Annotated in this window: 20 protein-coding genes; 14 read left to right on the top strand and 6 right to left on the bottom strand. The window is 56.3% G+C overall.

Annotated features, from left to right (window positions below):
• Positions 1 to 9: 9 nt before the first annotated feature.
• A complete protein-coding gene (locus MWU64_RS11900) occupies positions 10 to 594 on the bottom strand; it encodes a tetratricopeptide repeat protein (protein WP_247064608.1) in 585 nt (194 codons plus the stop codon).
• On the bottom strand, positions 591 to 2,900 hold the full coding sequence (gene mrcB, locus MWU64_RS11895) for a penicillin-binding protein 1B (protein ID WP_247064607.1): 2,310 nt from the start codon (positions 2,898 to 2,900) through the stop codon (positions 591 to 593). The genes MWU64_RS11900 and mrcB overlap by 4 nt, the downstream gene beginning before the upstream one ends.
• Positions 2,901 to 3,017: 117 nt before the next feature.
• On the opposite strand from mrcB, the gene MWU64_RS11890 reads away from it, so the two are divergent.
• Positions 3,018 to 4,604, top strand: a complete 1,587-nt coding sequence (locus MWU64_RS11890; protein WP_247064606.1) for a bifunctional aminoglycoside phosphotransferase/ATP-binding protein — start codon at positions 3,018 to 3,020, stop codon at positions 4,602 to 4,604.
• Entirely contained in the window at positions 4,604 to 4,975 is a 372-nt protein-coding gene (locus MWU64_RS11885; protein ID WP_247064605.1) for a Rieske 2Fe-2S domain-containing protein, read from the top strand. The genes MWU64_RS11890 and MWU64_RS11885 overlap by 1 nt, the downstream gene beginning before the upstream one ends.
• On the opposite strand, the gene sfsA is transcribed toward MWU64_RS11885, so the two are convergent.
• The gene (sfsA, locus tag MWU64_RS11880) at positions 4,959 to 5,690 is read right to left on the bottom strand and encodes a DNA/RNA nuclease SfsA (protein ID WP_247064604.1); all 732 of its coding nucleotides are present in this window, start codon (positions 5,688 to 5,690) and stop codon (positions 4,959 to 4,961) included. The two genes, MWU64_RS11885 and sfsA, sit on opposite strands and share 17 nt — an antisense overlap.
• Before the next feature lie 166 nt (positions 5,691 to 5,856).
• Here sfsA and dksA point away from each other — a divergent pair, with 166 nt between their 5' ends.
• From dksA to pgi, 9 genes are all read left to right on the top strand, one after another.
• A complete protein-coding gene (dksA, locus tag MWU64_RS11875; protein ID WP_199005148.1) occupies positions 5,857 to 6,300 on the top strand; it encodes an RNA polymerase-binding protein DksA in 444 nt (147 codons plus the stop codon).
• A 52-nt stretch (positions 6,301 to 6,352) separates the two neighbouring features.
• A complete protein-coding gene (gluQRS, locus tag MWU64_RS11870; RefSeq protein WP_247064603.1) occupies positions 6,353 to 7,270 on the top strand; it encodes a tRNA glutamyl-Q(34) synthetase GluQRS in 918 nt (305 codons plus the stop codon).
• Positions 7,271 to 7,440: 170 nt separating this feature from the next.
• Positions 7,441 to 10,401, top strand: coding sequence for an ATP-binding protein (locus MWU64_RS11865; RefSeq protein WP_247064602.1), 2,961 nt, complete (start codon positions 7,441 to 7,443; stop codon positions 10,399 to 10,401).
• A 7-nt stretch (positions 10,402 to 10,408) separates the two neighbouring features.
• The gene (locus tag MWU64_RS11860; protein ID WP_247064601.1) at positions 10,409 to 11,803 is read left to right on the top strand and encodes a sigma-54 dependent transcriptional regulator; all 1,395 of its coding nucleotides are present in this window, start codon (positions 10,409 to 10,411) and stop codon (positions 11,801 to 11,803) included.
• Between the two features lie 727 nt (positions 11,804 to 12,530).
• Positions 12,531 to 13,901, top strand: a complete 1,371-nt coding sequence (gene pcnB / locus MWU64_RS11855; protein WP_247064600.1) for a polynucleotide adenylyltransferase PcnB — start codon at positions 12,531 to 12,533, stop codon at positions 13,899 to 13,901.
• The gene (folK, locus tag MWU64_RS11850; RefSeq protein ID WP_247064599.1) at positions 13,898 to 14,398 is read left to right on the top strand and encodes a 2-amino-4-hydroxy-6-hydroxymethyldihydropteridine diphosphokinase; all 501 of its coding nucleotides are present in this window, start codon (positions 13,898 to 13,900) and stop codon (positions 14,396 to 14,398) included. Before pcnB ends, folK (MWU64_RS11850) begins: the two co-directional genes overlap by 4 nt.
• A 124-nt stretch (positions 14,399 to 14,522) precedes the next feature.
• Positions 14,523 to 15,317, top strand: a complete 795-nt coding sequence (gene panB / locus MWU64_RS11845; RefSeq protein ID WP_247064598.1) for a 3-methyl-2-oxobutanoate hydroxymethyltransferase — start codon at positions 14,523 to 14,525, stop codon at positions 15,315 to 15,317.
• Entirely contained in the window at positions 15,314 to 16,162 is an 849-nt protein-coding gene (panC, locus tag MWU64_RS11840) for a pantoate--beta-alanine ligase (RefSeq protein WP_247064597.1), read from the top strand. Before panB ends, panC begins: the two co-directional genes overlap by 4 nt.
• 54 nt (positions 16,163 to 16,216) lie before the next feature.
• Positions 16,217 to 17,878, top strand: coding sequence for a glucose-6-phosphate isomerase (gene pgi / locus MWU64_RS11835; protein WP_247064596.1), 1,662 nt, complete (start codon positions 16,217 to 16,219; stop codon positions 17,876 to 17,878).
• On the opposite strand, the gene folK (MWU64_RS11830) is transcribed toward pgi, so the two are convergent.
• Both folK (MWU64_RS11830) and folB read right to left on the bottom strand, forming a co-directional pair.
• Positions 17,861 to 18,376: a 2-amino-4-hydroxy-6-hydroxymethyldihydropteridine diphosphokinase gene (folK, locus tag MWU64_RS11830; RefSeq protein WP_247064595.1), complete on the bottom strand. Its 516-nt coding sequence runs from the start codon at positions 18,374 to 18,376 to the stop codon at positions 17,861 to 17,863. The two genes, pgi and folK (MWU64_RS11830), sit on opposite strands and share 18 nt — an antisense overlap.
• Positions 18,376 to 18,732, bottom strand: a complete 357-nt coding sequence (gene folB, locus MWU64_RS11825) for a dihydroneopterin aldolase (protein WP_247064594.1) — start codon at positions 18,730 to 18,732, stop codon at positions 18,376 to 18,378. The genes folK (MWU64_RS11830) and folB overlap by 1 nt, the downstream gene beginning before the upstream one ends.
• Before the next feature lie 145 nt (positions 18,733 to 18,877).
• Between folB and plsY the strand changes: the two genes are divergently transcribed.
• Positions 18,878 to 19,471 carry a glycerol-3-phosphate 1-O-acyltransferase PlsY gene (plsY, locus tag MWU64_RS11820; RefSeq protein WP_247064593.1) on the top strand — a complete coding sequence of 198 codons (594 nt, stop codon included), beginning with the start codon at positions 18,878 to 18,880 and terminating at the stop codon, positions 19,469 to 19,471.
• Positions 19,472 to 19,476: 5 nt separating this feature from the next.
• Here plsY and tsaD read toward each other — a convergent pair whose 3' ends face one another.
• Positions 19,477 to 20,532 (bottom strand): tRNA (adenosine(37)-N6)-threonylcarbamoyltransferase complex transferase subunit TsaD, encoded by a 1,056-nt coding sequence (tsaD, locus tag MWU64_RS11815; protein WP_247064592.1) that lies wholly within the window; start codon positions 20,530 to 20,532, stop codon positions 19,477 to 19,479.
• Between the two features lie 234 nt (positions 20,533 to 20,766).
• Here tsaD and rpsU point away from each other — a divergent pair, with 234 nt between their 5' ends.
• Entirely contained in the window at positions 20,767 to 20,982 is a 216-nt protein-coding gene (rpsU, locus tag MWU64_RS11810; RefSeq protein WP_096278179.1) for a 30S ribosomal protein S21, read from the top strand.
• 152 nt (positions 20,983 to 21,134) lie between these two features.
• Positions 21,135 to 22,889 carry a DNA primase gene (gene dnaG / locus MWU64_RS11805; RefSeq protein ID WP_247064591.1) on the top strand — a complete coding sequence of 585 codons (1,755 nt, stop codon included), beginning with the start codon at positions 21,135 to 21,137 and terminating at the stop codon, positions 22,887 to 22,889.
• Positions 22,890 to 22,963 lie beyond the last annotated feature (74 nt).

The raw sequence follows: 22,963 nt of genomic DNA, 5'->3' as shown, positions 1-22,963 counted from the left end.
CTCTACGCCTTACAACGCTCTCGCCCGATCCTCGGCCTGAGACGCCCCCGCCACATTACCTCTCGCTCGGCGAATGTCCGCCAGCAACAACCAGCCAGACCGCTGCATACGGGAATCGTTACCCGCCAGCGACAAACCCTTCAGCGTGAACTGCTCTGCCGCACCCAGGTTATTGCCAGCCACGTAAGCTTCTGCCAGTTTGAAATACACCTCTGCTGACCGTGGTGCCACTCGCTGGGCCCGCTCCAGACGCGAGATGGCTCCAGCCGAGTCACCCTGTTGCAGCCGTTGATCGGCATCACGAATCAGCGCGACCGCCGCAGCGGGCAACTCATCGCCGGATTCGCGATAGCTGGGCGAACGGGTAGGCTGCTCTGGCGCGGGAGCGGGTTCGCTGGCTTGCGGCTGCTCGCTCTTGCGCCAGACTTGAGGTTCGGACGTTTCCGGCTCAGACGTTCTTGGCGGCTCAGGCGCTTTAGACTGATCGCCACCGCCCATCGGCACATAAATCGAGCCTCCGCCCGGTGCCGAACACCCGGCTAGACCAAGCATCAACGCGAAGCTGGCCGCGTGCGTTATCGTTACTTTTCTCATCGGAACAATCCTTCAAACCAACTGCGTATTTGCCCACCTAAATCGCCGTTGCACCCAGTGTGGGTGTCGGGCTCACTGCCGGCGACAAAGGGTATCAGGCGCGCATTCTGGCACCCTTCCCCCGTCAAAGCATTAGCTTCAGTATCTACCCACTGATACTGCACGCCGTCTGGCATGACCGGTGAAAACCCATGTTGCGGAATCTGAGCCATCATTGTGGACCAAATCGGCAAAGCACCGGATGCTCCCGTGAGCGAAGTGGGGCCATTGTCGTCTCGGCCGACCCAGGCCACCGCCAGCAAATCACCACTAAAGCCGGCAAACCACGCGTCCCGGCCGTCGTCGGTGGTGCCGGTTTTGCCCGCCAGCGTTAACTGGTCCGGCAGGGTATAGTAAGCCGATCGGCCGGTGCCTTCTTGCATGGTTTCCTGCATGGCGTATTGCACCAGATGCACTGCAGCCGGGTCGGCCACTTGGTCCACTTTTAGGTTATACCGTGACAGCGGCTCATTGTCGGCATCCGTTACCTCACGAATGGTACGCAAGGGTGTGTTGAAGCCAGACGTCGCTAAACCTTGATACAACTGGGCCACATCCACCGGTGCCAAATTCACGGAACCCAACAGCATTGATGGATAATCCGATATCGGGCTGGTGATGCCGAATGCTCTGAGCTTTTCCTGCACCTGAGGAATTCCCACATCCAGGCCCACTCGAACCGCCGGCAGGTTATAGGATTTGGACAGCGCCCGGTGTAAAGGCACTTCGCCCCGCTCCTGCTTGTCGAAGTTTTTCGGCTGCCACAGTTTGCCGTCATCGAATTCCAGCGTGAACGCCTGGTCTTTAACCGGGGTAATTAACGTATACCGGTCAGCCTGCTCAAGAGCGGCCAGATACACGAACGGTTTTATCAGGGAACCCATCGGGCGTTTGGCATCCACTGCACGGTTAAAGCCGGCAAAGCTCGGATCTTTACCGCCGACCAAAGCCAACACTTCGCCGGTGTCTTTCGCCGTAACCACCAAGGCCGCCTCCAGCGCATCCGAGCCAGGCAATTTAGGTAACGTTTTACTGACCGAAGTCTCAGATGCATGCTGAACCGCAGGGTCCAATGTTGTGAAGATGCGCAAACCTTCACTTTGCAAATCTTCTTCTTGGTAATCCCGGGCCAAGTGTCGGCGAACCAGGTCGATATAAGCCGGGTAACGGTTGTCCGTAAACGACGGTTTCCCGCTGACCCCTAATGGTTTGGCCTTCGCATCGGACGCTTCTTGCTCGCTCAGTAAGCCCGCTTCCGTCATTTCATTCAACACCAGATTACGGCGTGCGGTTGCTCGTTTCGGGTGGCGCCTCGGGTTGTAATAACTGGGCCCTTTCACCATTCCTACCAACAATGCCATTTGATGCGGTGCCAAATCTTTCAGACGCTCGCCAAAGTAAAACTGACTGGCCAGGCCAAAGCCGTGAATGCTGCGGACACCGGCCTGGCCGAGATAAACCTCATTCAGATAGGTTTCAAGAATGTCGTCTTTCTCGTAATGCAGCTCCAGCAGGATCGCCATCAAGGCTTCGTTGCCTTTACGCACCAAGGTTTGTTCGCGGGTCAGGAAGAAGTTTTTCACCAACTGCTGGGTCAATGTGCTGCCGCCTTGCACCACTCTGCCCGCTTTGATATTCGCCAACATGGCCCGGGCAATCGACAACGGAGCCAGACCAAAGTGACTGTAGAATTCGCGGTCTTCTACCGCCATTAAGGTGTTCGGCAGAAGTTCCGGCACGTCTTCGAGCTGCACCAGAACACGATCTTCGCGGTGGGCCGGATAAATGCCGCCAATTTGCGCGGGTTCAAGCCGGACGATCGGCGATTTCGGCCCAGCCACGACTGAGAACGACCGAACCTTGTCACCGCTCACCACCAGCGAAATGCGGCGGCGCGGCTCTTCACCATCGGGGAACAAAAACCCTCGGGCACTGATGACAAAACGGCCACCGTTGCGGCGGTAGGTGCCGGGTTTGACCCCATTGCCTGATCGATAACCTGCCAGTTCAAGCTCTCTGGCCAACCCGGAGGCACTGACGCTGGCACCGTCGTACAGCTCCAGCGGGCGGGCATACACACGGGAAGGTACTTCGAAACGGCGGCCTTCAAAGCGGGATGTGACAACCGCATCGAGGTACACCATCCAGCCAGCTAGCACCACCAGCCCCAGCAATGCGAATCGGAACAGTAAACGCCACAGGCCCGAGCGCTGGTTCTTTGGCTGACGTTTAGACGGTTTTTTACGGGATTTCGTTGTTTTACTCATCCCGCGATTATAACGAAGCCAAGGAGGCGACTGGCAGGCCTGTTATGTGTTATTTCTGTAATCTGCCGTTTATCATACAAACAAAATCAACGAGTTCAGGGAACCCAGGAGCATAACGTGAGCGAACGCGCCCCCGACACACTGATAAAAGCACTGCAGAACCCGGAGTTATTCGACCATCCGGTTAGCGATTTTCGGGTGATCGAAACCCACATTTCCCAGGTTCTGTTAACCGGCGAGTACGCCTACAAAATCAAAAAGCCTATGGATTTCGGCTTTCTCAATTTCTCGACTCTGGAGCGCCGCAAGCATTTCTGTGAGGAAGAGCTTCGCCTGAATCGTCGCCTGGCGTCTGAACTCTACCTTGACGTTATGCCCATTACCGGCAGCCCTGAACAGCCTATCCTTGGGGGGGAAGGCGAGCCGTTCGAATACGCCATTCGTATGCGCCAGTTTGACCAGAGCGAACTGTTCGACAAGCGTCAGGAGCGTGGCGATCTCGCGCCGGAGCTGTTGACCAGTGTTGCGCGCCAAACGGCTCTGTTCCACGACAGCCTACCGCCGGTTCCGGATGAAAAACCGCTGGGCACCCCGGAAGCCGTTTACGCTGCGATGCAGGAAAACTTTGACCAGATTCGGCCGCTGCTGGAAGACAAAACCTTGCTCACACAGCTGGACGCGCTGGAAGAGTGGACCCGCACCACGTTCGAACGTAACCGTGATTTGATTGCCGAGCGCCGAAATAACGGTCTGGTGCGCGAGTGTCACGGCGACCTCCATCTCGCCAACATTACCGTGTTCAACGAACAGGTCACTGTGTTCGACTGCATTGAATTCAATGAACCCTTCCGCTGGATTGATGTCATCAACGATCTGGCGTTCCTGCTGATGGACCTGGAATCTCGTCAGGAATCCGCGCTCGCCAATCTGGTACTGAACACGTACCTGGAGTACCGCGGTGACTTTGAAGCACTGGCGTTACTGCCTTTGTACAAAGCTTATCGTGCCATGGTGCGGGCCAAGATCGCGCTGTTCACGCTGGGCAACCCGAGCCTTAACGACAGCGAACGTGAAGGATTGATGCAGAGCTACCGCAGTTACGCGCAGCTTGCCGAAGATTACGGCGCCATCCCGAACCACTACCTGCTGGCAACGACGGGATTGTCAGCCTCGGGAAAAACCTGCGTGAGTGCTGCCATGTCCGCCGAATTGGGGCTGATTCGTTTACGCTCTGATGTCGAGCGCAAACGCCTGCACGGACTGGCACCTCTGGAGGACAGCAAATCCGGTTTGGGCACAGATCTTTACAGCCCGGAAGCCACCGAAAAAACTTACAAACACTTGGCCGCGCTGGCAGACCAGCTGTTGTCTTCGGGGCTGTCGGTGATTGTCGATGCCGCCAGCCTGAAGGAAAGCGAGCGTTCGCTGTTTGCTCAGGTCGCCGAAAACCAAGGTGTGCCCTTCGCACTGCTGCACACCGAAGCGCCGGAAGACCTGCGCCGGGACTGGGTACGCAAACGCAAAGGCGATGCCTCAGAAGCCACCGAAGACATGCTGGATGCCCAGCAAACGTGGTTCGAGCCACTGACACCCGATGAAAAGACCTACACCATTCACCTGCATACCGATCAGGAGCATGTGGCCGAAGCTGTCGCGGATAGAATTCGCCAACACCTTGGCCTCAGCCCCTGTTCAAGCAACTGATGCAAACCGCTCAGCCCCAATGGCAAACCGCTTGCCCGGTACAGGATCTGGTACCGGGCAGGTTCGTTGAATTCCGCCTGAAAGAAAAAGCGGTTGAGCCCGAAGGCATGCCGCTAACCGGTTTCGTATTTCTGGACCACGGCACGCGCCGGGCTTACCTGAACCTGTGCCCGCATCTAGGCATTGAGCTGAACTGGATGCCCGGCCGCTTTATGGATGCCGACAATTTGTTCATTCAATGCGCCACCCACGGCGCGCTGTTCAAACCTGGCACCGGTGAGTGTATTGCAGGGCCTTGTCAGGGCGATGCCCTAACCGAGTTGGAGGTGCGCGAACGCGACGGCGTTATTGAAGTCAGGCTTCACAATTAACCGGAACCGGGTCAATTAAATCGAGCCGGGCACTCGGGTTGCCATCACCCCCCTTCAATACAGCTCGATAGGCGATTACTTCTACCCCCGCTTCAACCGCTTGGCGCAGCAACTGGCCGTATCGCGGGTCAATATGATCCGCCGGCCGCACCTCTTCAATGGCGGTGTGATTTACCACAAACAACAACACGGCCCGGTCGCCCTTGGCTACTTGTGCCATCAGCTCTCGCAGGTGTTTTTGCCCGCGTTCGGTCACAGCATCCGGAAAATAGCCCTGCGCACCCTCGGCAAGCGTGACGTTTTTCACCTCCACCCAGGCATCGGGCTGACTGTCGTGGCCGCCGAGCAGCAAATCAATACGGCTTTTCTCGTCACCATACCGAACTTCGCTGCGACACTCGCGGTAACCGCCAAGCTCTGAGATCACACCCGCTTCGATCGCATGTTTGGCCTGAGCGTTCGGACGCGCCGTATTTACACACGCAAGCGCCCCGGGACTGGTTTCCACCAACTCCCAGGTGTACTTCAGCTTACGCTTGGGATTGTTGCTTTCACTCAGCCACACCCGAGCGTTTTCCGGCTGACAATTGCGCATCGAACCGGTGTTAGGGCAGTGAGCAACTACCTCGTCACCATTCGGCAAGCGCACATCGGCCAGGAAGCGTTTATAGCGCCGAATCAAGCGCCCCTCTATCAATGGTTCTGAAAACTTCATATGCTCTCCACTATAAGCCGAGGTCACAGAGCTGGCACCCCTGAGACTTATCTGCTATTTTCCGCAAATTCCCATTACAGGGCGTCTGGGTAAAACCGTGCGGCACCGGTGCTGGTACGGATAACAAAGCGCCCGAGTAGAAGTACAAACAAGAGGCCAGGGCTCAATGGCAAAGAAGACTGCGCAAGCACCAAGCGAAACGTTTACCGGCTTCACCCCTTACGAAATTAAAAAGGGTGAAGACTACATGAGTGCAGACATGTTGCAGCACTTCAAGGACCTGCTGTTGGATTGGAAGCAGGAACTGATGGAAGAAGTCGACCGCACCATGCACCACATGCAGGAAGACGCTGCAAACTACGCGGATCCCAGCGACCGCGCAACCCAGGAAGAAGAGTTCAGCCTGGAACTGCGTACCCGTGACCGTGAACGCAAGCTGATCAAGAAAATCGACAAGACCATCGATCGCATCGACAAAGACGATTATGGTTTCTGTGATCAATGCGGTGTCGAGATCGGCATCCGTCGACTGGAAGCTCGCCCCACTGCAACCCTTTGCATCGACTGCAAAACGTTGGCCGAAATCCGCGAACGCCAGACCGGCATCTGATCTGCACACTACCGGCAAGCTGGCGGTCTAACCGCCAGCTTCCAGAGACGTTATGGAGCACACCCGATATCGCGGGCGCTTTGCGCCTTCCCCAACAGGCCCATTGCATTTCGGCTCCCTGGTCACAGCAGTCGCTACATGGCTGGAAGCCCGAGTGGCCAATGGCGAATGGTTAGTTCGCATAGAAGACCTTGACCCGCTCAGAGAACCACCAGAAGCCACCGACCAAATCCTCCATTCTCTTGATCGTCACGGCTTACATTCAGACGAGCCAATACGCTTTCAATCCCGGCGTCATTCAGCCTACGAAACAGCCATCGCTGCCCTACTAAACAATGGCAAAGCCTATCGGTGCAGCTGCTCGCGCAAGCAGTTACAGGCTCATGACGGGCGCCACCCAGGCCAGTGCCGAACGCGAAATGCTGTCCCCGAAGACACTGCCCATGCGATTCGTTTTGCTCTCACCGATGAAGATTGCCAATGGCAGGATTTGTTGCTGGGACCGCAACGCCAAATCGTTCGAGCCGAACTGGACGACCCGGTACTGCAGAGAAAAGAAGGTTTTTACGCTTACCAGCTCGCGGTGGCCGTAGACGACATTGACCAAGGCATCAGCCACGTTGTTCGGGGCTCTGATCTGCTGGACATGACCGCCCAGCAACAACAAATCTTTCAGGCCTTGGGTGCTAACGCGCCTAAATGGCTGCACATTCCGGTTATTCTCAACAATCAGGGCCAGAAACTGAGCAAACAAAATCACGCCCCGGCCCTTGATGACTCGAAACCAACAACGAATCTGGTCCACGCGCTAACAGCCCTTGGCCAACATCCGCCAGAACACCTCTTCAATACTACCGTCCATGACGTGCTGGCGTGGGGCCGGGCACACTGGCAACGCACCGCCATTCCCCTGACATCCCAGCAAGCCCATGGTATAACCTCAAGTACACAATCGCACTTGGACCACTAACCCGATGTATATCTACCGCCTGGTTTTTCTACTGGTGCTGGCTATCTATATTTTTTCACCAAACATCCTTAGTTGGTGGACCGGCCCGGGTAACGCCTGGTACAGCCCGTTTATATTTTGGGGTGGCCTGATTGTGATCGGTTTCTGGCTGGAATGGCGACGAGATCCTAATGAGTTTTAGCGCCCCGGGGCTGTTGCTGGCCAGCCTGTTGTATCTAAGCCTGTTGTTCGGCATTGCTTGGGCAACCGAGCGCGGCACACTGCTTCGCCAGTGGGTGCGCCACCCCCTGACCTATACGCTCAGCCTCGGTGTGTATGCAGGTATTTGGGCGGTCTACGGCGCTATCGGGTTCGCAGCCGAGTCGGGCTTCGGGTATTTGGCCTACTATCTGGGAATCAGCGGTGCTTTCTTACTGGCTCCCGTACTCCTAAACCCGATTCTCCGGATCAGCAGGGCGTATCAGCTTACCTCGCTGGCCGACCTGTTCGCTTACCGCTACCGTAGCCAATGGGCGGGCACTCTGGTAACGCTCTGCTCGGCGGCAGCGATCATGGCCCTGCTCAGCATGCAGATTCAGGCGGTTTCAGCGTCCGCAAGCTTGCTGGCACCCGACACGTCACCCACATTCATCAGCACCCTCTTTTGTCTGATTGTTGTTCTGTTCGCCGTGCTGTTCGGAGCTCGCCGGCATCAGACTTCGGGGCATCATCAAGGCCTGGTTCTGGCCATCGCGTTCGATTCGCTGGTCAAACTGGCGGCGTTGCTGTTACTGGGCGGAGTGATTCTGTTTGGAGTCTTCAAGGGCAGCGCCGGGCTGGAACAGTGGCTGGCCGATACATCACGCCTTGAATCGCCAATGGCCATGAACGTAAACGAAGGCACCTGGCGGGCACTGCTGCTCATGTCGTTTGCCGCCGCTCTGGTTTTGCCGCACATGTACCACATGACGTTCAGCGAAAATCCGTCTCCGAAAGCGCTCGGCAAAGCCAGTTGGGGCCTGCCTTTGTATTTGTTCCTTTTGGGCCTGCCCGTCCCCCTGATTGTGTGGGGGGGCCAAGCGCTTGGAGTGGAGGCACCTCCGGCATTTTTCAGCATTGGTATCGGGCAGGCACTCGACAGCCCGCTGCTCACACTGCTGATGTATATCGCGGGCCTGTCTGCGGCCAGCGGGCTGATGATTGTCAGCACGCTGGCATTGGCCGGCATGATCCTCAACCACGTTGTACTCCCTCTTAACCCACCGAAAGATCAAGGCGACATCTACCACTGGCTGCAATGGGTCAAGCGATTGTTGATTGCCGCCATCCTGTTTACGGCACTGTTATTTCACGAACTCGTAGGTCAACGCCTCGATCTTTCCATTCTGGGCGCGATTTCGTTGACAGGTACACTGCAACTGCTGCCCGGGGTACTTGGCGTTATTTACTGGCCTGAAGGTAATCGGCGCGGCCTGATTGCCGGGCTGGTGACCGGTCTATCGGTTTGGGCGCTAACCCTCGTCTTGCCGTTCTCTTACACCTTTGATCTACTGTCCCTGATTGGCTTACCTGTCACCGCCGGTTACGACAACTGGCACATAGTCACTTTCACCAGTCTGGCCGCGAACGTGGCTATGTTCGCCGTCGTTTCTATCCTTAGCCCTGCCAAGCCCGAAGAAGCCAGTGCGGCTCAGGCTTGTTCCATGGGCGCCTTATCGCGGCCCCAGCGGCGCGAACTGTTCGCCGCCTCATCGGCTGACTTCGTTCATTATCTTGCCGAACCTTTGGGCATGAAGGTGGCGCGTCGAGAAGTACAGCAAGCACTCTCCCAGCTGAAGCTGCCACCCTCGGAGTTTCGCCCATATCAACTAAGGCGCCTGAGGGACCAGATTGAAGCCAACTTATCCGGGTTACTGGGGCCGTCTATTGCCAGAGACATGGTGAAACGACACTTGGGCTTCAAGCCCATGGCACACGGTGGCTCCGGGCAGGATATCCGCTACGTTGAGCGCGCACTCGGCGATTACCAAAATCAGCTCACGGGGCTGGCGGGCGAACTGGATAACCTGCGCCGCCATTACCGGCAAACGCTGCAAAACCTGCCGATTCCTGCCAGCTCCATCGGTGACGATGGCGAAATCCTGATGTGGAACCACGCCATGGAGGCGTTGACGGGCATTTCCGCCGATGAAGTGGTCGGCGCCAAACTCATGGCGCTACCGGAACACTGGCACGCTCTACTGGACGACTTTAATAAAGGCAGCGAGCCTCACCGGTACAAACACCGGCTGGACTTGCGCGGCAAACCCCATTGGTTAAACCTGCACAAAGCCGCATTGAATGGTCCGGATCATCCGGAGGGCGGTTCGATCATTCTGGTAGAAGACCAAACCGAAACCCGTTTGCTTGAAGACGAATTAATGCACAGCGAGCGCCTGGCCTCCGTGGGCCGGCTCGCTGCGGGTGTCGCCCATGAAATCGGCAATCCGGTTACCGGCATTTCATCGCTGGCCCAGAACCTCAAACTGGAAACCGATAACCCGGAGATTCTCGATACCGCCAACCAGATCCAGCAGCAAACCCGGCGCATCTCAACCATTCTGCAATCACTGATGAACTTCTCTCGCACGGGTAACCACGCCCATGCCACACGCTATGAACCGGTCAGCCTGCACCGGTGTGTTGAAGAATCCATCAATCTGCTGTCATTGGGCAATAACAGCAAAGGCATTCACTACGCAAACGATTGCCCACCGGAACTGCAAATACTTGGCGATGAACAACGTTTGGTGCAGGTGTTCGTCAACCTGCTGGCCAATGCCCGCGACGCTTCACCCGAGGGTGGCAGCATACAGGTGACTGGCAAGCGCGATAGCTACTCCGCTATCATCGAGGTAATTGACGAAGGTTCCGGGATACCGGAAGATCAACAAGACCATGTTTTTGAACCTTTTTTTACTACCAAAGCGTCGAACAAAGGTACTGGCCTTGGCCTCTCTCTTGTGTACAGTATTGTTGAAGAACACTATGGCAACATCCAGGTAGAGAGCCCTGCCCACTCCATGAGCGGCAAAGGAACTTGCATGAGGCTTCGCCTGCCAGCTTACGAACCCGACACCGATGCTGACAGTCGCCCGAACGAAAGGTCGTGAACGTACTATGCCCCGCATACTGATTGTTGAAGACGAAGACATTATCCGCTCTGCAGTCCGAAAACTGCTCCAGCATGCCGGCTACGAGGTAGCCGATGCCATTTCGGTAGAAGCCGCGGAAGAGCTGGAACCCGATACCTTCGACCTCGTCATTACCGACCTCCGCTTACCCGGCGCCGCTGGCACCGAGATGATCAACAGGGCCCCCAATACGCCCGTTCTGATCATGACCAGCTACGCCAGCCTGCGCTCTGCCGTAGACTCCATGAAAATGGGCGCGGTGGATTACATTGCCAAACCGTTTGATCACGATGAAATGTTGGTGGCCGTCGAAGGCATTCTGGCACGCAAAGACGCATTACCCACTGGCAACGAAGACGCGGCCGATTCCGGGGCTGAAGCGCCAGATCCATCCAACATCATGTTTGGCCAGTGCGAGCCCATGGAAAAGGTGTTCACCCTTATTCGGAAAGTGGCGCCAACCCAAACAACAGTGCTGATCAACGGTGAATCCGGTACCGGTAAAGAACTGGCTGCCCGAGCACTGCACCTATTGAGCCCCCGGGCCTCCAAGCCCCTGATTTCCGTTAACTGCGCGGCGATTCCCGAGAGCCTGATTGAATCCGAACTGTTCGGTCATGAGAAAGGTTCGTTTACCGGCGCGGTGTCGGCCCGCACCGGTCTGATCGAAGCGGCTGACGGCGGCAGTTTGTTTCTGGACGAAATTGGTGAGCTACCCGCCGAAGCGCAGGCCCGACTACTGCGAGTGCTTCAGGAAAGCGAAATTCGTAGGGTGGGTGCCACCCAAAGCCGGAAAGTGGACGTGCGCATGATTGCGGCCACCCACCGAAACCTCAAAGCCATGACGCGCACAGGCGAGTTCCGGGAAGATCTTTACTACCGTCTGAACGTCATGCAGATCCGCCTGCCGCCTCTACGAGAGCGCCGTTCAGACATCCTGGGCCTGGCCGGACGGTTCCTGAAGCAACAGGCGCAGAAACTTGACCGGCCGGACCTGCACCTGAGCCCGGAAGCCATGCAAGCTCTGCAGCGCTACCGCTGGCCGGGTAACGTGCGGGAATTAGAGAACGCGATTGAACGTGCCTCTATTCTGGCAGATGGCGACACCATCACACCGTCCGTTCTGGACCTCGACAGCGACTCGGGCGACGAATACATCCCTGAAACCCTGGTAGAAGGCAATAACGAGAGCACGCCTACCCGGGAATCCGATTCAGCCAACGATTTGTCGCTGGAAGACTACTTTCAGCATTTCGTCATCGAAAACCAGGACCGCATGAGCGAAACCGAACTGGCTCAAAAACTGGGCATCAGTCGAAAATCCCTCTGGGAGCGCAGACAACGTCTGGGCATTCCTCGTAAAAAAACCAGCGGTAGCTAAAAGCGCACCGGTAACAAATGAACCAAGACTCACTTGTTACCGGACGTTCCCCTCGGTAACACTTCCCCCTTCACCCTTTGTGACCCAGGTAACACTTTCCCTCAGTACGGGGTAACACTTACTTTACCGAAAATCATAACCCACTGTTAACAAACAAGTTTCAAATTCTGGCACGGCCTCTGCACTAGTAAGAGCGCACAACAACAAAAACAAAAAGTGACAACGCAGCGGCAACAACAAAAACAAAAAGCTGCAAGAAAACGTCCGGTAACAAAAACAAAAATAGGGCGTAAGCGAACTGAGTGTTTTGGGTGCTAGGTTTTTTTGTGGTCCCTCAGCATGCGCGAGTTGTAGATGTGGATAAGAATCGTCTTTCAGACGACGCTACACCTGCCTTGATAACCCGCTCCATGCTATTGACTGCACCATGTATTCAAAGCTTTCCGCTTGCATAAAATTGATGCCCGTATTTTGGGCTCGCAGTGGGGCAAAACATTAAAAAGAATCCCGACTCAAAAACAAAAATAATTGCAGATCGTCGAAGCTTTCAGGGCGGGTTCGTGAAAACGGATCCGCCTTTTGATTGTCTGGCCGCCGCAAAATCGCCTCTTTCCCCTCCCCGGCCACACAAAATCCAGCATTTCCTACCTAATCTCAGTCAAATATGTGCAATTCCTGCGCAAACCGTTAAAATCCACGTTTTTGCTCTGCGCAAACACGGACTTCCATGCCTAATAGACTTGTAGAAAAGCTGCGTTCTTTCATGCCCGGCACCGGGAAAAAGAAAGTTAACGATTACCAGCGCCAAGAGATTCCGAGAGACCAACACAACGTGTCTCGCTCGATGATCAGCGAACCCGCCAAAAAAGTACTGAACCGGCTGAACAAGTCCGGCTATGAAGCCTATTTGGTGGGCGGCGGTGTGCGAGACATCGTGCTGGGTGGTCGCCCCAAAGACTTCGATATCGCCACCAACGCCACGCCCGAAGAAGTACACGACCTGTTTCGTAACTCGCGGCTAATTGGCCGTCGCTTTCGTATCGTGCATGTGGTCTTTGGCCGCGAGATCATCGAGGTGACCACTTTCCGCGGCAACGCTGAAGCCTCTAACGAAGACCATTCTGACCACGAACATAAAACCAGCGAACACGGTCTGCTCCTGCGTGACAACGTTTACGGCAATCTGGAAGACGATGCACTGCGTCGCGACTTCACCATCAATGCGCTCTACTACTGCATTCGTGACTTCACCATTATCGACTTTGCCAACGGCATGCGGGATCTCAAAAACCGTCAGATCCGCCTGATTGGCGACCCGGCAACCCGCTACCGTGAAGATCCGGTGCGCATGCTGCGCGCTATCCGTTTTGCCGCGAAACTTGGTTTTGATATCGAACCGGAAACCGAAGCCCCTATCCGTGAACTGGCCCCGCTACTGGGCCACATTCCACCGGCCCGCTTGTTTGACGAAGTTCTCAAGCTGTTTTCAGCTGGATATGGCGAAGCCACTTACGAGCTTCTAAAAGATTACGGGCTGCTAGAAATGCTGTTCCCGGAAACCGTGCGCGCCCTGAACAACGGAGAACCCGACGAACTTATTCGGCAGGCGCTGCGTAATACCGATGCTCGCATTGCCCAAGGCAAGTCAGTCACCCCTTATTTCCTGTTCGCCGCCATGCTGTGGCCGGCACTGCAAGCCGAATGGCGTGTTCGACAGGATAACGGCGATCCGGTGCAGCCGGCTTTGCACGGCGCGATCGGCAAGGTTATTGGTCGCCAGGTGCAAGCTACGTCGATCCCAAAGCGTTTCTCCGGCCCGATGAAGGAAATCTGGGAACTGCAGATTCGCCTGCCCCGGCGTCAGGGCAAGCGCGCTTTTGGCACCTTGAGCCATCCTCGCTTCCGCGCTGCGTATGACTTCCTGCTGGTGCGCGAATCCGCTGGCGAGCTTGAGCCTGGCCTGGGGGCCTGGTGGACTGACTTCCAGAAAGTAGACGAACGCGGGCAGGAAAAGATGTTGTCGCAGCTTGGCTCAGCCGCCGGGCCTCGCAAGCGCAGCCGTAAACGCAGCCCCAACAAAAAGCCCCAGCAGTCATGACCACAGACGTTTACGTTGGCTTGGGTAGCAATCTGGAAAACCCCACGGCGCAGCTGGCCAGAGCCGTCATGGAACTGGCTCGCCTGCCCCGTACCACCTTGCAAGCCCAGTCGCCCTTCTATGCCAGCCGGCCTGTGGGGCCACAAGACCAACCCGACTTCGTGAACGGCGCGGTGAAACTGAGCACCGGATTGTCGCCGCACCAGCTGCTGGACCACCTGCAGGCTATCGAGCAAACTCACGGCCGCGAACGCCTCAGGCACTGGGGGCCACGCACACTGGATCTTGACGTGCTTCTTTTTGGCTCCGAAGTCCTCAACGATGAGCGCCTGACTGTTCCCCATGCCGAGTTGCCAAACCGGGATTTTGCGCTTCAGCCGCTACTGGACCTGGATCCGGAACTGCAATTGCCGGATGGACGACGTATTGATCAGTTGCGCGCTCAATGCCCAGACAATCAACTGCGTAAGCTCCCCCCAATGGCCGGATCAGACTGACCCAAGGCCAGCAACTCCATGCTACCCTTGTGCCTGACACACCTCGGCATTAATCTTATACTTCTCTGAACACCGGAAGACCCCGGATCACTACTGGCCCATCCACCCAAAAGGCAAGGATCTTATGGCAGTTACCATTAATACCCTGCGGGAACTCAAGCAGAAAGGCGAAGCCTTCTCCGCATTAACCTCTTACGACTCCACCTTTGCACAGGTGGTCAGCGAAGCAGGCGTGGATGTAATCCTGATTGGTGACTCACTCGGCATGGTGCTGCAGGGCAACGACAGCACGCTGCCAGTGACCATGGAACATATGGTCTATCACACCAGCTGCGTGGCGAAGGGCAACAAAGGCTCGTTAATCATGGCCGACATGCCCTTTATGTCTTATGGCACCGTGGCCGACGCTCTGGATAACGCCGCTGAGTTGATGCGCGCGGGAGCCCACATGGTGAAGCTGGAAGGCACAGACTGGATGCGGGACACCATCGAAGCCCTGAGCGAACGGGGCGTGCCGGTATGCGCGCATTTGGGGCTGACCCCACAATTCGTCAACAAATTCGGCGGTTACAAAGTTCAGGGCCGTGACGACAAAGCCGCGGAAGCGATGATCGAACACGCCTGCCAGCTCGAAGCAGCCGGAGCAGACATCATTCTGCTGGAATGTGTTCCCGCTCCGCTCGCCGCCCGCATCACTCAAGCGGTAAAAGCGCCGGTTATCGGTATTGGTGCCGGTTCAGACACAGACGGCCAGGTGCTTGTCTTGCACGACATGCTGGGTGTCACGCCGGGCCGCAAGCCCCGGTTCGTCAAAAACTTCCTGGCCGAAACGTCGTCCATTCCGGAAGCCATCGAGGCCTATGCCCAGGCTGTTAAAGCACGCACTTTCCCCGCCGAGGAGCATACGTTCAAGGCATGAGAACCGTACATTCACTCAAAGAACTGCGCAGCATCCTGAGGGCCTACCGCCAACAGGAAAAGACCATCGCGCTGGTGCCTACCATGGGCAACCTGCACGAGGGCCACATCTCCCTGGTGCGCAAAGCCTCGGAAGCAGCAGACATCGTTGTTACCAGCATATTCGTGAACCCTATGCAGTTCGGTGCCAACGAAGATCTGGATTCTTATCCGCGCACCCTCGCCGAAGATCAGGACAAACTGGCACCGGCTGGCAACACCCTGATTTTCGCGCCGCCGGTTTCCGAAATTTACCCGGAAGGCCTTGCCAACCAAACCAAGGTAGTAGTGCCGGAAGTCAGCGAGGGCCACTGCGGTGCGAGCCGCCCGGGTCACTTCGAAGGTGTGGCCACCGTGGTCACCATGTTGTTTAACATGATCCAGCCGGACATGGCGTTTTTCGGCGAGAAAGACTTCCAGCAACTCGCGGTGATTCGCAAGATGACTCGCGATCTGATGATGCCCATCGAAATCATCGGCGCACCGACCGTGCGCGAAGAAGACGGTTTGGCAAAAAGCTCACGCAACGGCTACTTGTCTGAAGAAGAAAGAGCCATTGCACCGGTCGTCTACAAAACACTGACACATGCCGCACAGCAGCTCGAAGCAGGCAACGGTGATTTCGCCGCTCTGGAACAAGAGGCTCGTGATACTCTGACAAACGCCGGCTTACGCCCGGATTACTTTAATATTGTGAACAGCCTGACGCTCAAGCCGGCTTCCGACGCCGACAAAGAGCTGACCCTGCTGGTGGCGGCCTTTCTAGGCACCACCCGGCTGATCGACAATCTCTCTGTTACTCGCTAAACAACGGACTCGCTGTCGCGTATGCGCGCGGCAGCGAACAGAAAGGACACTCTGATGCCACCCGCTTCGGCAGCTCTGACTGAAAAACCCGAATGGCACGCGCTTCTCCAGCAAAAGCAGCAACTGGAGAGCGTGCTTATGCGCGACCTGTTTCAAACAGACCCCAAACGTGCAGACCGATATCTAATCAAAGGTGCGGGGCTGACGCTTGATTTCTCACGCAACCGTCTGACCGACGAAACGCTTACGGCTCTTTCTGATCTGGCAAGGGCGTGCAATCTGCCACAACGCATTACCGACCTAGTCACCGGCGCCAAGGTTAACCGCACAGAAAACCGGCCCGCGCTGCATACCGCCCTGCGCCAGCCGGCCGGTGACTCAGTCTGGGTTGACGGCAAAGACATCATTCCCGAAATCCATGCCACGCAAGCCCGCATGGAACAACTTGACCAAGCCATTCAGAGCGGCACCAAAACCGGCCACACCGGTCTTGCTTTCACCGATATTGTCAGCATCGGCATCGGCGGCTCCTTCCTTGGCCCTAAACTCGCCGTAGAAGCGCTCACTCCCTTCTGGCAAGGTAATCTGAGGTGCCATTTTGTTGCCAACATCGATGGTACGGATATCGCTGAAACGCTGAAGGCGCTTAACCCCGAAACTACCTTGTTTCTGGTGCAATCCAAATCGTTCCGCACCCAGGAAACCCTCGATAACAGCCTGATTGCCCGAGAGTGGTTCCTCACTAACGGTGGCAATCAGGATGCCGTAGCCGACCACTTTATGGCCGTGACCGCCAACTCCGATGAGGCGGCGCGCTTTGGCATCCATTCAGACAACATCTTCCCGATGTGGGACTGGGTGGGCGGCCGTTACTCGCTCTGGTCGGCTATTGGTTTACCCATCGCCCTAATGGTTGGCATGGATAACTTCCGCGCCCTGCTGTCCGGCGCGCACGCGATGGACCAGCACTTCAAAGAAGCACCAACCGAACAAAATCTGCCGGTGGTGATGGCACTGCTGAGCATTTGGTATAACAATTTCTGGGGTGCTCAAAGCCACGCGGTATTGCCTTACGACGAGTATCTGAAGCACCTGCCCGAGCACTTGCAGCAGCTGGATATGGAAAGTAACGGCAAAAAGGTAACCCAGCAGGGTACACCGGTAAATTACGAAACCGGTCCCATTCTTTGGGGCGGTGTTGGCGCAAACGGCCAGCATGCCTATCATCAGCTGATTCACCAAGGCACCCGTTTGGTGCCTGCCGACTTTGTGATACCGCTGACGTCGCACAACCCCGTGGCTCACCACCACGCTACACTATTTGCGAATTGTCTGAGCCAGGCCCGCGCCATGATGGCCGGCAAAACCGAATCAGAGGCTAAACTAGAACTAATCGACGGAGGTCTGGACCAAAGCGCCGCCGACGAACTGGCGCCTCACAAAGCCATCCCCGGCAATAAGCCCAGCAACATCCTGATGATGGAAAAACTGACACCTGAAACTTTAGGTGCTTTGGTGGCACTTTATGAGCACCGCACCTTTGTACAAAGCGTGATTTGGGATGTGGACTGTTTTGATCAGTGGGGAGTTGAGCTTGGCAAACAGATGGGCAACGAAATTCTGCCCCGTCTGATTGATGACGCAGACTCCAACAGCGCCGGCGACAGCGCAACCGACAATCTGATTCAGTTGTTTCGTTCAGCTAACCGCCGCTGAAATCTGCCGTCCCTGCCAGCTAAAATCCACCGGCCAGAGCTTCTGGTCGGTGCGATAGTCCTGCCATAGCGCACGATAGCACCGGCCGCTCACGGGATGTATCTCGCCCGGCGCAATATCCGCCAACGGTTTTAGCACAAACGCATTCTTCAGAATTTCTCCCCGGGGCAACTCTACTCCCGCTATAACACCCACTTTCTGATCGTAGGTGAGAATATCCAGGTCCAGAGTGCGCGGGCTGAAGCGGGGCGCATCCGGGCGGCGACCAAAATCCAGCTCCATCTGCTTCATACGCTGCGACAACTCGGGCACCGCTAGCTCCGTGTGAAAACCTACAGCCATATTCAAAAAGTTGGAACCGGAAAACCCGACCGGCTCGCTCTCGTACACCGGCGACACCGACAACTCACCAAACATTTCCTGCAAGGCGTCCAGCGCGAACCCCACATGCCGATAGCGCTCAACATTACTGCCGATACCCAGAAGCACCCTCGCCATCAGCGCTGACCTCGTTCAATGCGAACGCCCACAGAAGTAGCAGCGGGAACGGCTCCGGGCTTTCTGATCGTTAAACGCAACCAACTTACCCCGAAGTCCTGCTGCAGCATGGAAGCAACCGCCTCTGCGGCCGCTTCAATCAATTGAGGCTGCAAAGCCTGAATGCACTGACCAACCCGCTCACTGACCGTGGCGTAATCGAGAGCGTCGGAGACATCATCACTCGCCGCCGGTACTCGGTTATCCCAAGCCATTTCCAGATCCACCAACAGGCGCTGGGTAATCTCCCGCTCCCAGTCGTACACACCAATGACGGTTTCGACCGCCAACCCTTCGACTAACACCACATCTGCCAAACCAGACTCCCTAGGCTTACACTCTTGGCTGATTGAATATTAAACAGACAAGCGATACTGTGGCCGTTCGCCTGCTCGCCTGAATTTGGGCCAGCTATTTTCTCACAGAATACCTGATGCCGTCTGCGCACCTTGTGAAACACCTATGGAAACCCCGAGCCAACCGATCTTAATTGTTCTGCTCTGTTTTGGAGCTTACCTCGCCGGATCGGTGCTGTTTGCCATCCCGGTTTGCCGGGCCTGGCGGCTCCCGGACCCTCGAGCACAAGGCTCCAGCAATCCGGGCGCTACAAACGTGTTTCGTGCAGGAGGGTGGCAGCCGGCGCTTACGACGCTTGTTCTGGATGCACTCAAAGGCTGGCTGCCGGTTTGGCTGGCCAATCAGGCCGGCATGTCGATTATGGTGCAGGCCATCGTCGCCCTGAGCGCCGTGACCGGCCACATGATTCCGATTTTTTTCCGATTCAAAGGCGGGAAAGGTGTTGCCACGGCGCTCGGTGCGGGATTAGCCCTCGCACCACTCACCACATTGCTGATGGCCGCCGTTTGGCTGTTGGTGATTTGGCGTTCCCGCATCAGTGCACTGGCATCAATCGTTGCCATCGGCTCCGGCCCCATCATCAGCGCGATACTGGAACCGGAAACCTTGCCACTCTTCGGGCTACTCACGTTGCTTATCGTTGTCCGCCATCGCAACAACCTAATTCGGCTGGCCCAAGGGCGAGAAACCGGGCTTTAGCGTTTTCAGTCCACCAGGCCGTTAGCGCGCGGCTCGTTCACCGACGGCAAAGAGTCCATAGGCCAGCGGGGCACGGCAACGATCCGCTCACCGTCTTTCTGGCCTTTCCGCAAACGCTGCGCGCCGGCGTACGCGATCATGGCGCCGTTGTCGGTACAAAATTCCGGGCGTGCGTAGAACACCGAACCGCCAAGTTTTGCGGTCATTTTCTCAAGGCCGGCGCGCAAGCGTTTGTTTGCACTCACACCACCGGCAATCACCAAGCGTTTACAACCGGTCTGCTCCAACGCCCGGCGACACTTGATGGTTAAGGTATCCACCACCGCTGCCTCAAAGGCCAAGGCAATGTCCGCCTTTACCTGTTCATCAAACTCACCCGCCTCTTTCGCGGCGTTCACAGTGTTTAAGGTAAAGGTCTTCAGGCCACTAAAACTAAAATCCAAACCCGGGCGATCCGTCATCGGACGGGGGAAACGATATCGCCCCTCCCGGCCATTCTCCGCCAAAGCGGCCACTCTTGGCCCACCGGGGTAATCCAGGCCCAGCATTTTGGCGGCTTTATCAAACGCCTCGCCGGCCGCATCGTCCACCGATTCACCCAGCATCTCGTACTCACCGATAGCATCAACCCGCACCAGCTGAGTATGTCCTCCAGAGACAAGCAGAGCTACGAATGGAAAAGCCGGCGGGTTGTCTTCCAGCATCGGGGCCAACAAATGCCCTTCCATGTGATGCACGCCCAGCACCGGAATATCTAATGCGTAACCCAACGCGTGCGCCACCGAGCCACCCACCATCAGCGCACCCACAAGGCCAGGCCCCGCGGTGTAAGCAATTCCCTCTATGTCAGCACGAGACTTACCCGCATCCGCTAACACCTGATCACACAATGGCAACAGCTTTCGAACATGATCCCGAGATGCCAGCTCCGGCACCACACCGCCATAGTCGGCATGCACCTCGACTTGGCTGTATAAGGCGTGAGCCAGCAGGCCCCGCTCGTCGTCCAGCAAGGCAACGCCAGTCTCATCACAAGAAGTTTCAATACCAAGAATCAGCATAAATCGGGGCCGTGTCTGCGGAGATGGATTAGTCGGCCATGATTTTATCAGAAAGCCGACGCCTCCCGTCACTTTCGTTGAACAATGATTGACCTGAACTGTCTCAGCCGTTATCATTGCCGCCCTTAATTATGCACTGGTCGAGTTATAACCAATCTGACCAGGGATCGAGCCGCGAGAATCTATTCCAGCGGAACAATTTGAAACCGAATCTATCAGGTAGGTGATTGTCGAATGCCAGCTGTTAAACTGAAAGAGAACGAACCGTTTGACGTAGCACTGCGTCGCTTCAAGCGTTCATGCGAAAAAGCCGGTGTACTTTCTGAAGTACGTCGTCGTGAGCACTACGAAAAGCCGACGGCTGTTCGTAAGCGCAAAGCTGCTGCTGCCGTTAAGCGTCATCTCAAGAAGCTTCAGCGTGAACAGCGTAAGTTCGAGCGTCTGTACTGAGTTCAGACCGCTTCGACAGCAAGACTGATTGCCGGAACGGCTTATCGCCTTATCTGGCAAACTGAAAATGCCGCCGAGGCCTGGCTTCGGCGGCATTTTTGGCTGTGGTGATTAACGTTTGTATCCGGCGCCCCGGATGAAGTGGAGCCACCATGAGCGGACTGATCCCTCAACGCTTTGTTGAAGACCTTCTGGATCGAATTGATCTGGGAGAGCTGATTGGATCACGCATCACTCTCAAAAAAGCCGGCGGTAATTACAAAGCCTGCTGCCCATTTCATGACGAGAAAACGCCCTCGTTCAACGTTCGGCCCGACAAAGGCTTCTACCACTGCTTTGGCTGCGGCGCTCATGGCGATGCCATCAGCTTTATCCGCGAATTTGAAGGCCTGGGCTTTACAGAAGCGGTAGAAGAACTGGCGAAACGTGCGGGCATGGAAGTGCCGTACGACAAAGTCGCCAAACAAGAAATGCAGCAAGCCCGGACTCTGACCGACGCGCTGGATTTCGCAAGCAAATTTTATCACTCGGCGCTCACCAGCCAGCAAGGTGCTTACGCACAGGATTACCTGAAACAACGCGGTCTGGACGCTAGCATCATCGCACGCTATCAGATCGGCTTTGCTCCGGGTACCGGCACCGCCTTGTATGACGCAGCACCGAGAGATCTGAAAAAGCCCTTGCTGGAAACCAAGACCGTTTCCGACAAGTACGGCAAACCAAGGGATTTGTTCCGTAACCGGGTGATGTTCCCGATACGGAACACACGCGGCAAAACCATCGCGTTTGGTGGCCGCACGCTGGGTGACGACAAAGCCAAGTACATCAACTCGCCGGAATCGGACGTATTCCATAAAAGCCGCGAGATTTACGGCCTGCACGAAGCCCGGCAAGCCACACGCCAGCTCGACAAACTGCTGGTCGTAGAAGGCTACATGGATGTCATTGCACTGGCCCAACACGGCATCGATTACGCCGTTGCGACACTGGGTACAGCGACAAACCAAGACAGCTTGACCGCCCTGCTCCGACAGGTGCGGCACATTGTGTTTTGCTTTGATGGCGATCAGGCAGGCTTTCGAGCCGCTGACCGGGCCATGGAAAATGCCCTGGAACTGATTGCCGACGGCCTGCATCTACAGTTTCTGATGCTGCCCGAAGGCGAAGACCCGGACACACTTGTCCGAAAGGAAGGCCCAGAAGCGTTCCAAAAACGTATTGAAGGAGCGACACCGCTCTCGCGTTTTTTGTTTGACCGCCAAAGCGAGGGCCTGGACCTCGAACTCCCGGAACACCGGGGCGAACTCAGGGCCAGAGCCGAACAGCTGCTGAACAAAATGCCCCGCTGCACACTGCGGGACGCCATGTGGCACGAAATGCTGCGTTTATGCGGCGGCCGTAATCAGTGGCAGGGCCGCCAGCAAAACAGCAAAAATTACAAAGCCAAGGGCTGGCGCGGAGAACGCCAGCACCGCCCGACCGAAGAACGGGTGGACGTAAAACTCAGCAAGGACAGCACATTATGCCTGGCCTTGCTGGAAGCGCCGGAGCTGGCCACTGAAATTAAGGCACAAGCCGACAGCACCCGGCAACTGGAACAAGCGGGACGATTTGCCCGCTGGATTCTGGACCAAAACATCCAAACCCGCAAAGCATTGATTGCGGGATTGGCAACAGACAAACAGGCCCGTGACAGGTTCTACAACCTGTTTGACGGACTGGAGCATATCCCGGCTCGGGAAAGCACGCTGGCAGCAGCCAGAGAGCTATTAAGCCCGAACGAAGAAGCCGCGCGCCAGCAAAGACTGGCAACACTGCTCCGGAACCTGGCCACGCTCACCCCGGAACAACGGGAAGAGCTACGAACGCTCAGCGCGGGTACGTTAAACCCGAAAGCGGAGCATTGAGCACTTGAAACTAATGCCATTGATCACCATCTAACCGTTCATTGGCAGACCAGATAAGCGACAGCTATAATGGC

This window comes from Marinobacter sp. S0848L (assembly GCF_023016065.1).
Classification (GTDB): domain Bacteria; phylum Pseudomonadota; class Gammaproteobacteria; order Pseudomonadales; family Oleiphilaceae; genus Marinobacter.
This window is presented reverse-complemented; position numbering and strand designations above follow the sequence as displayed.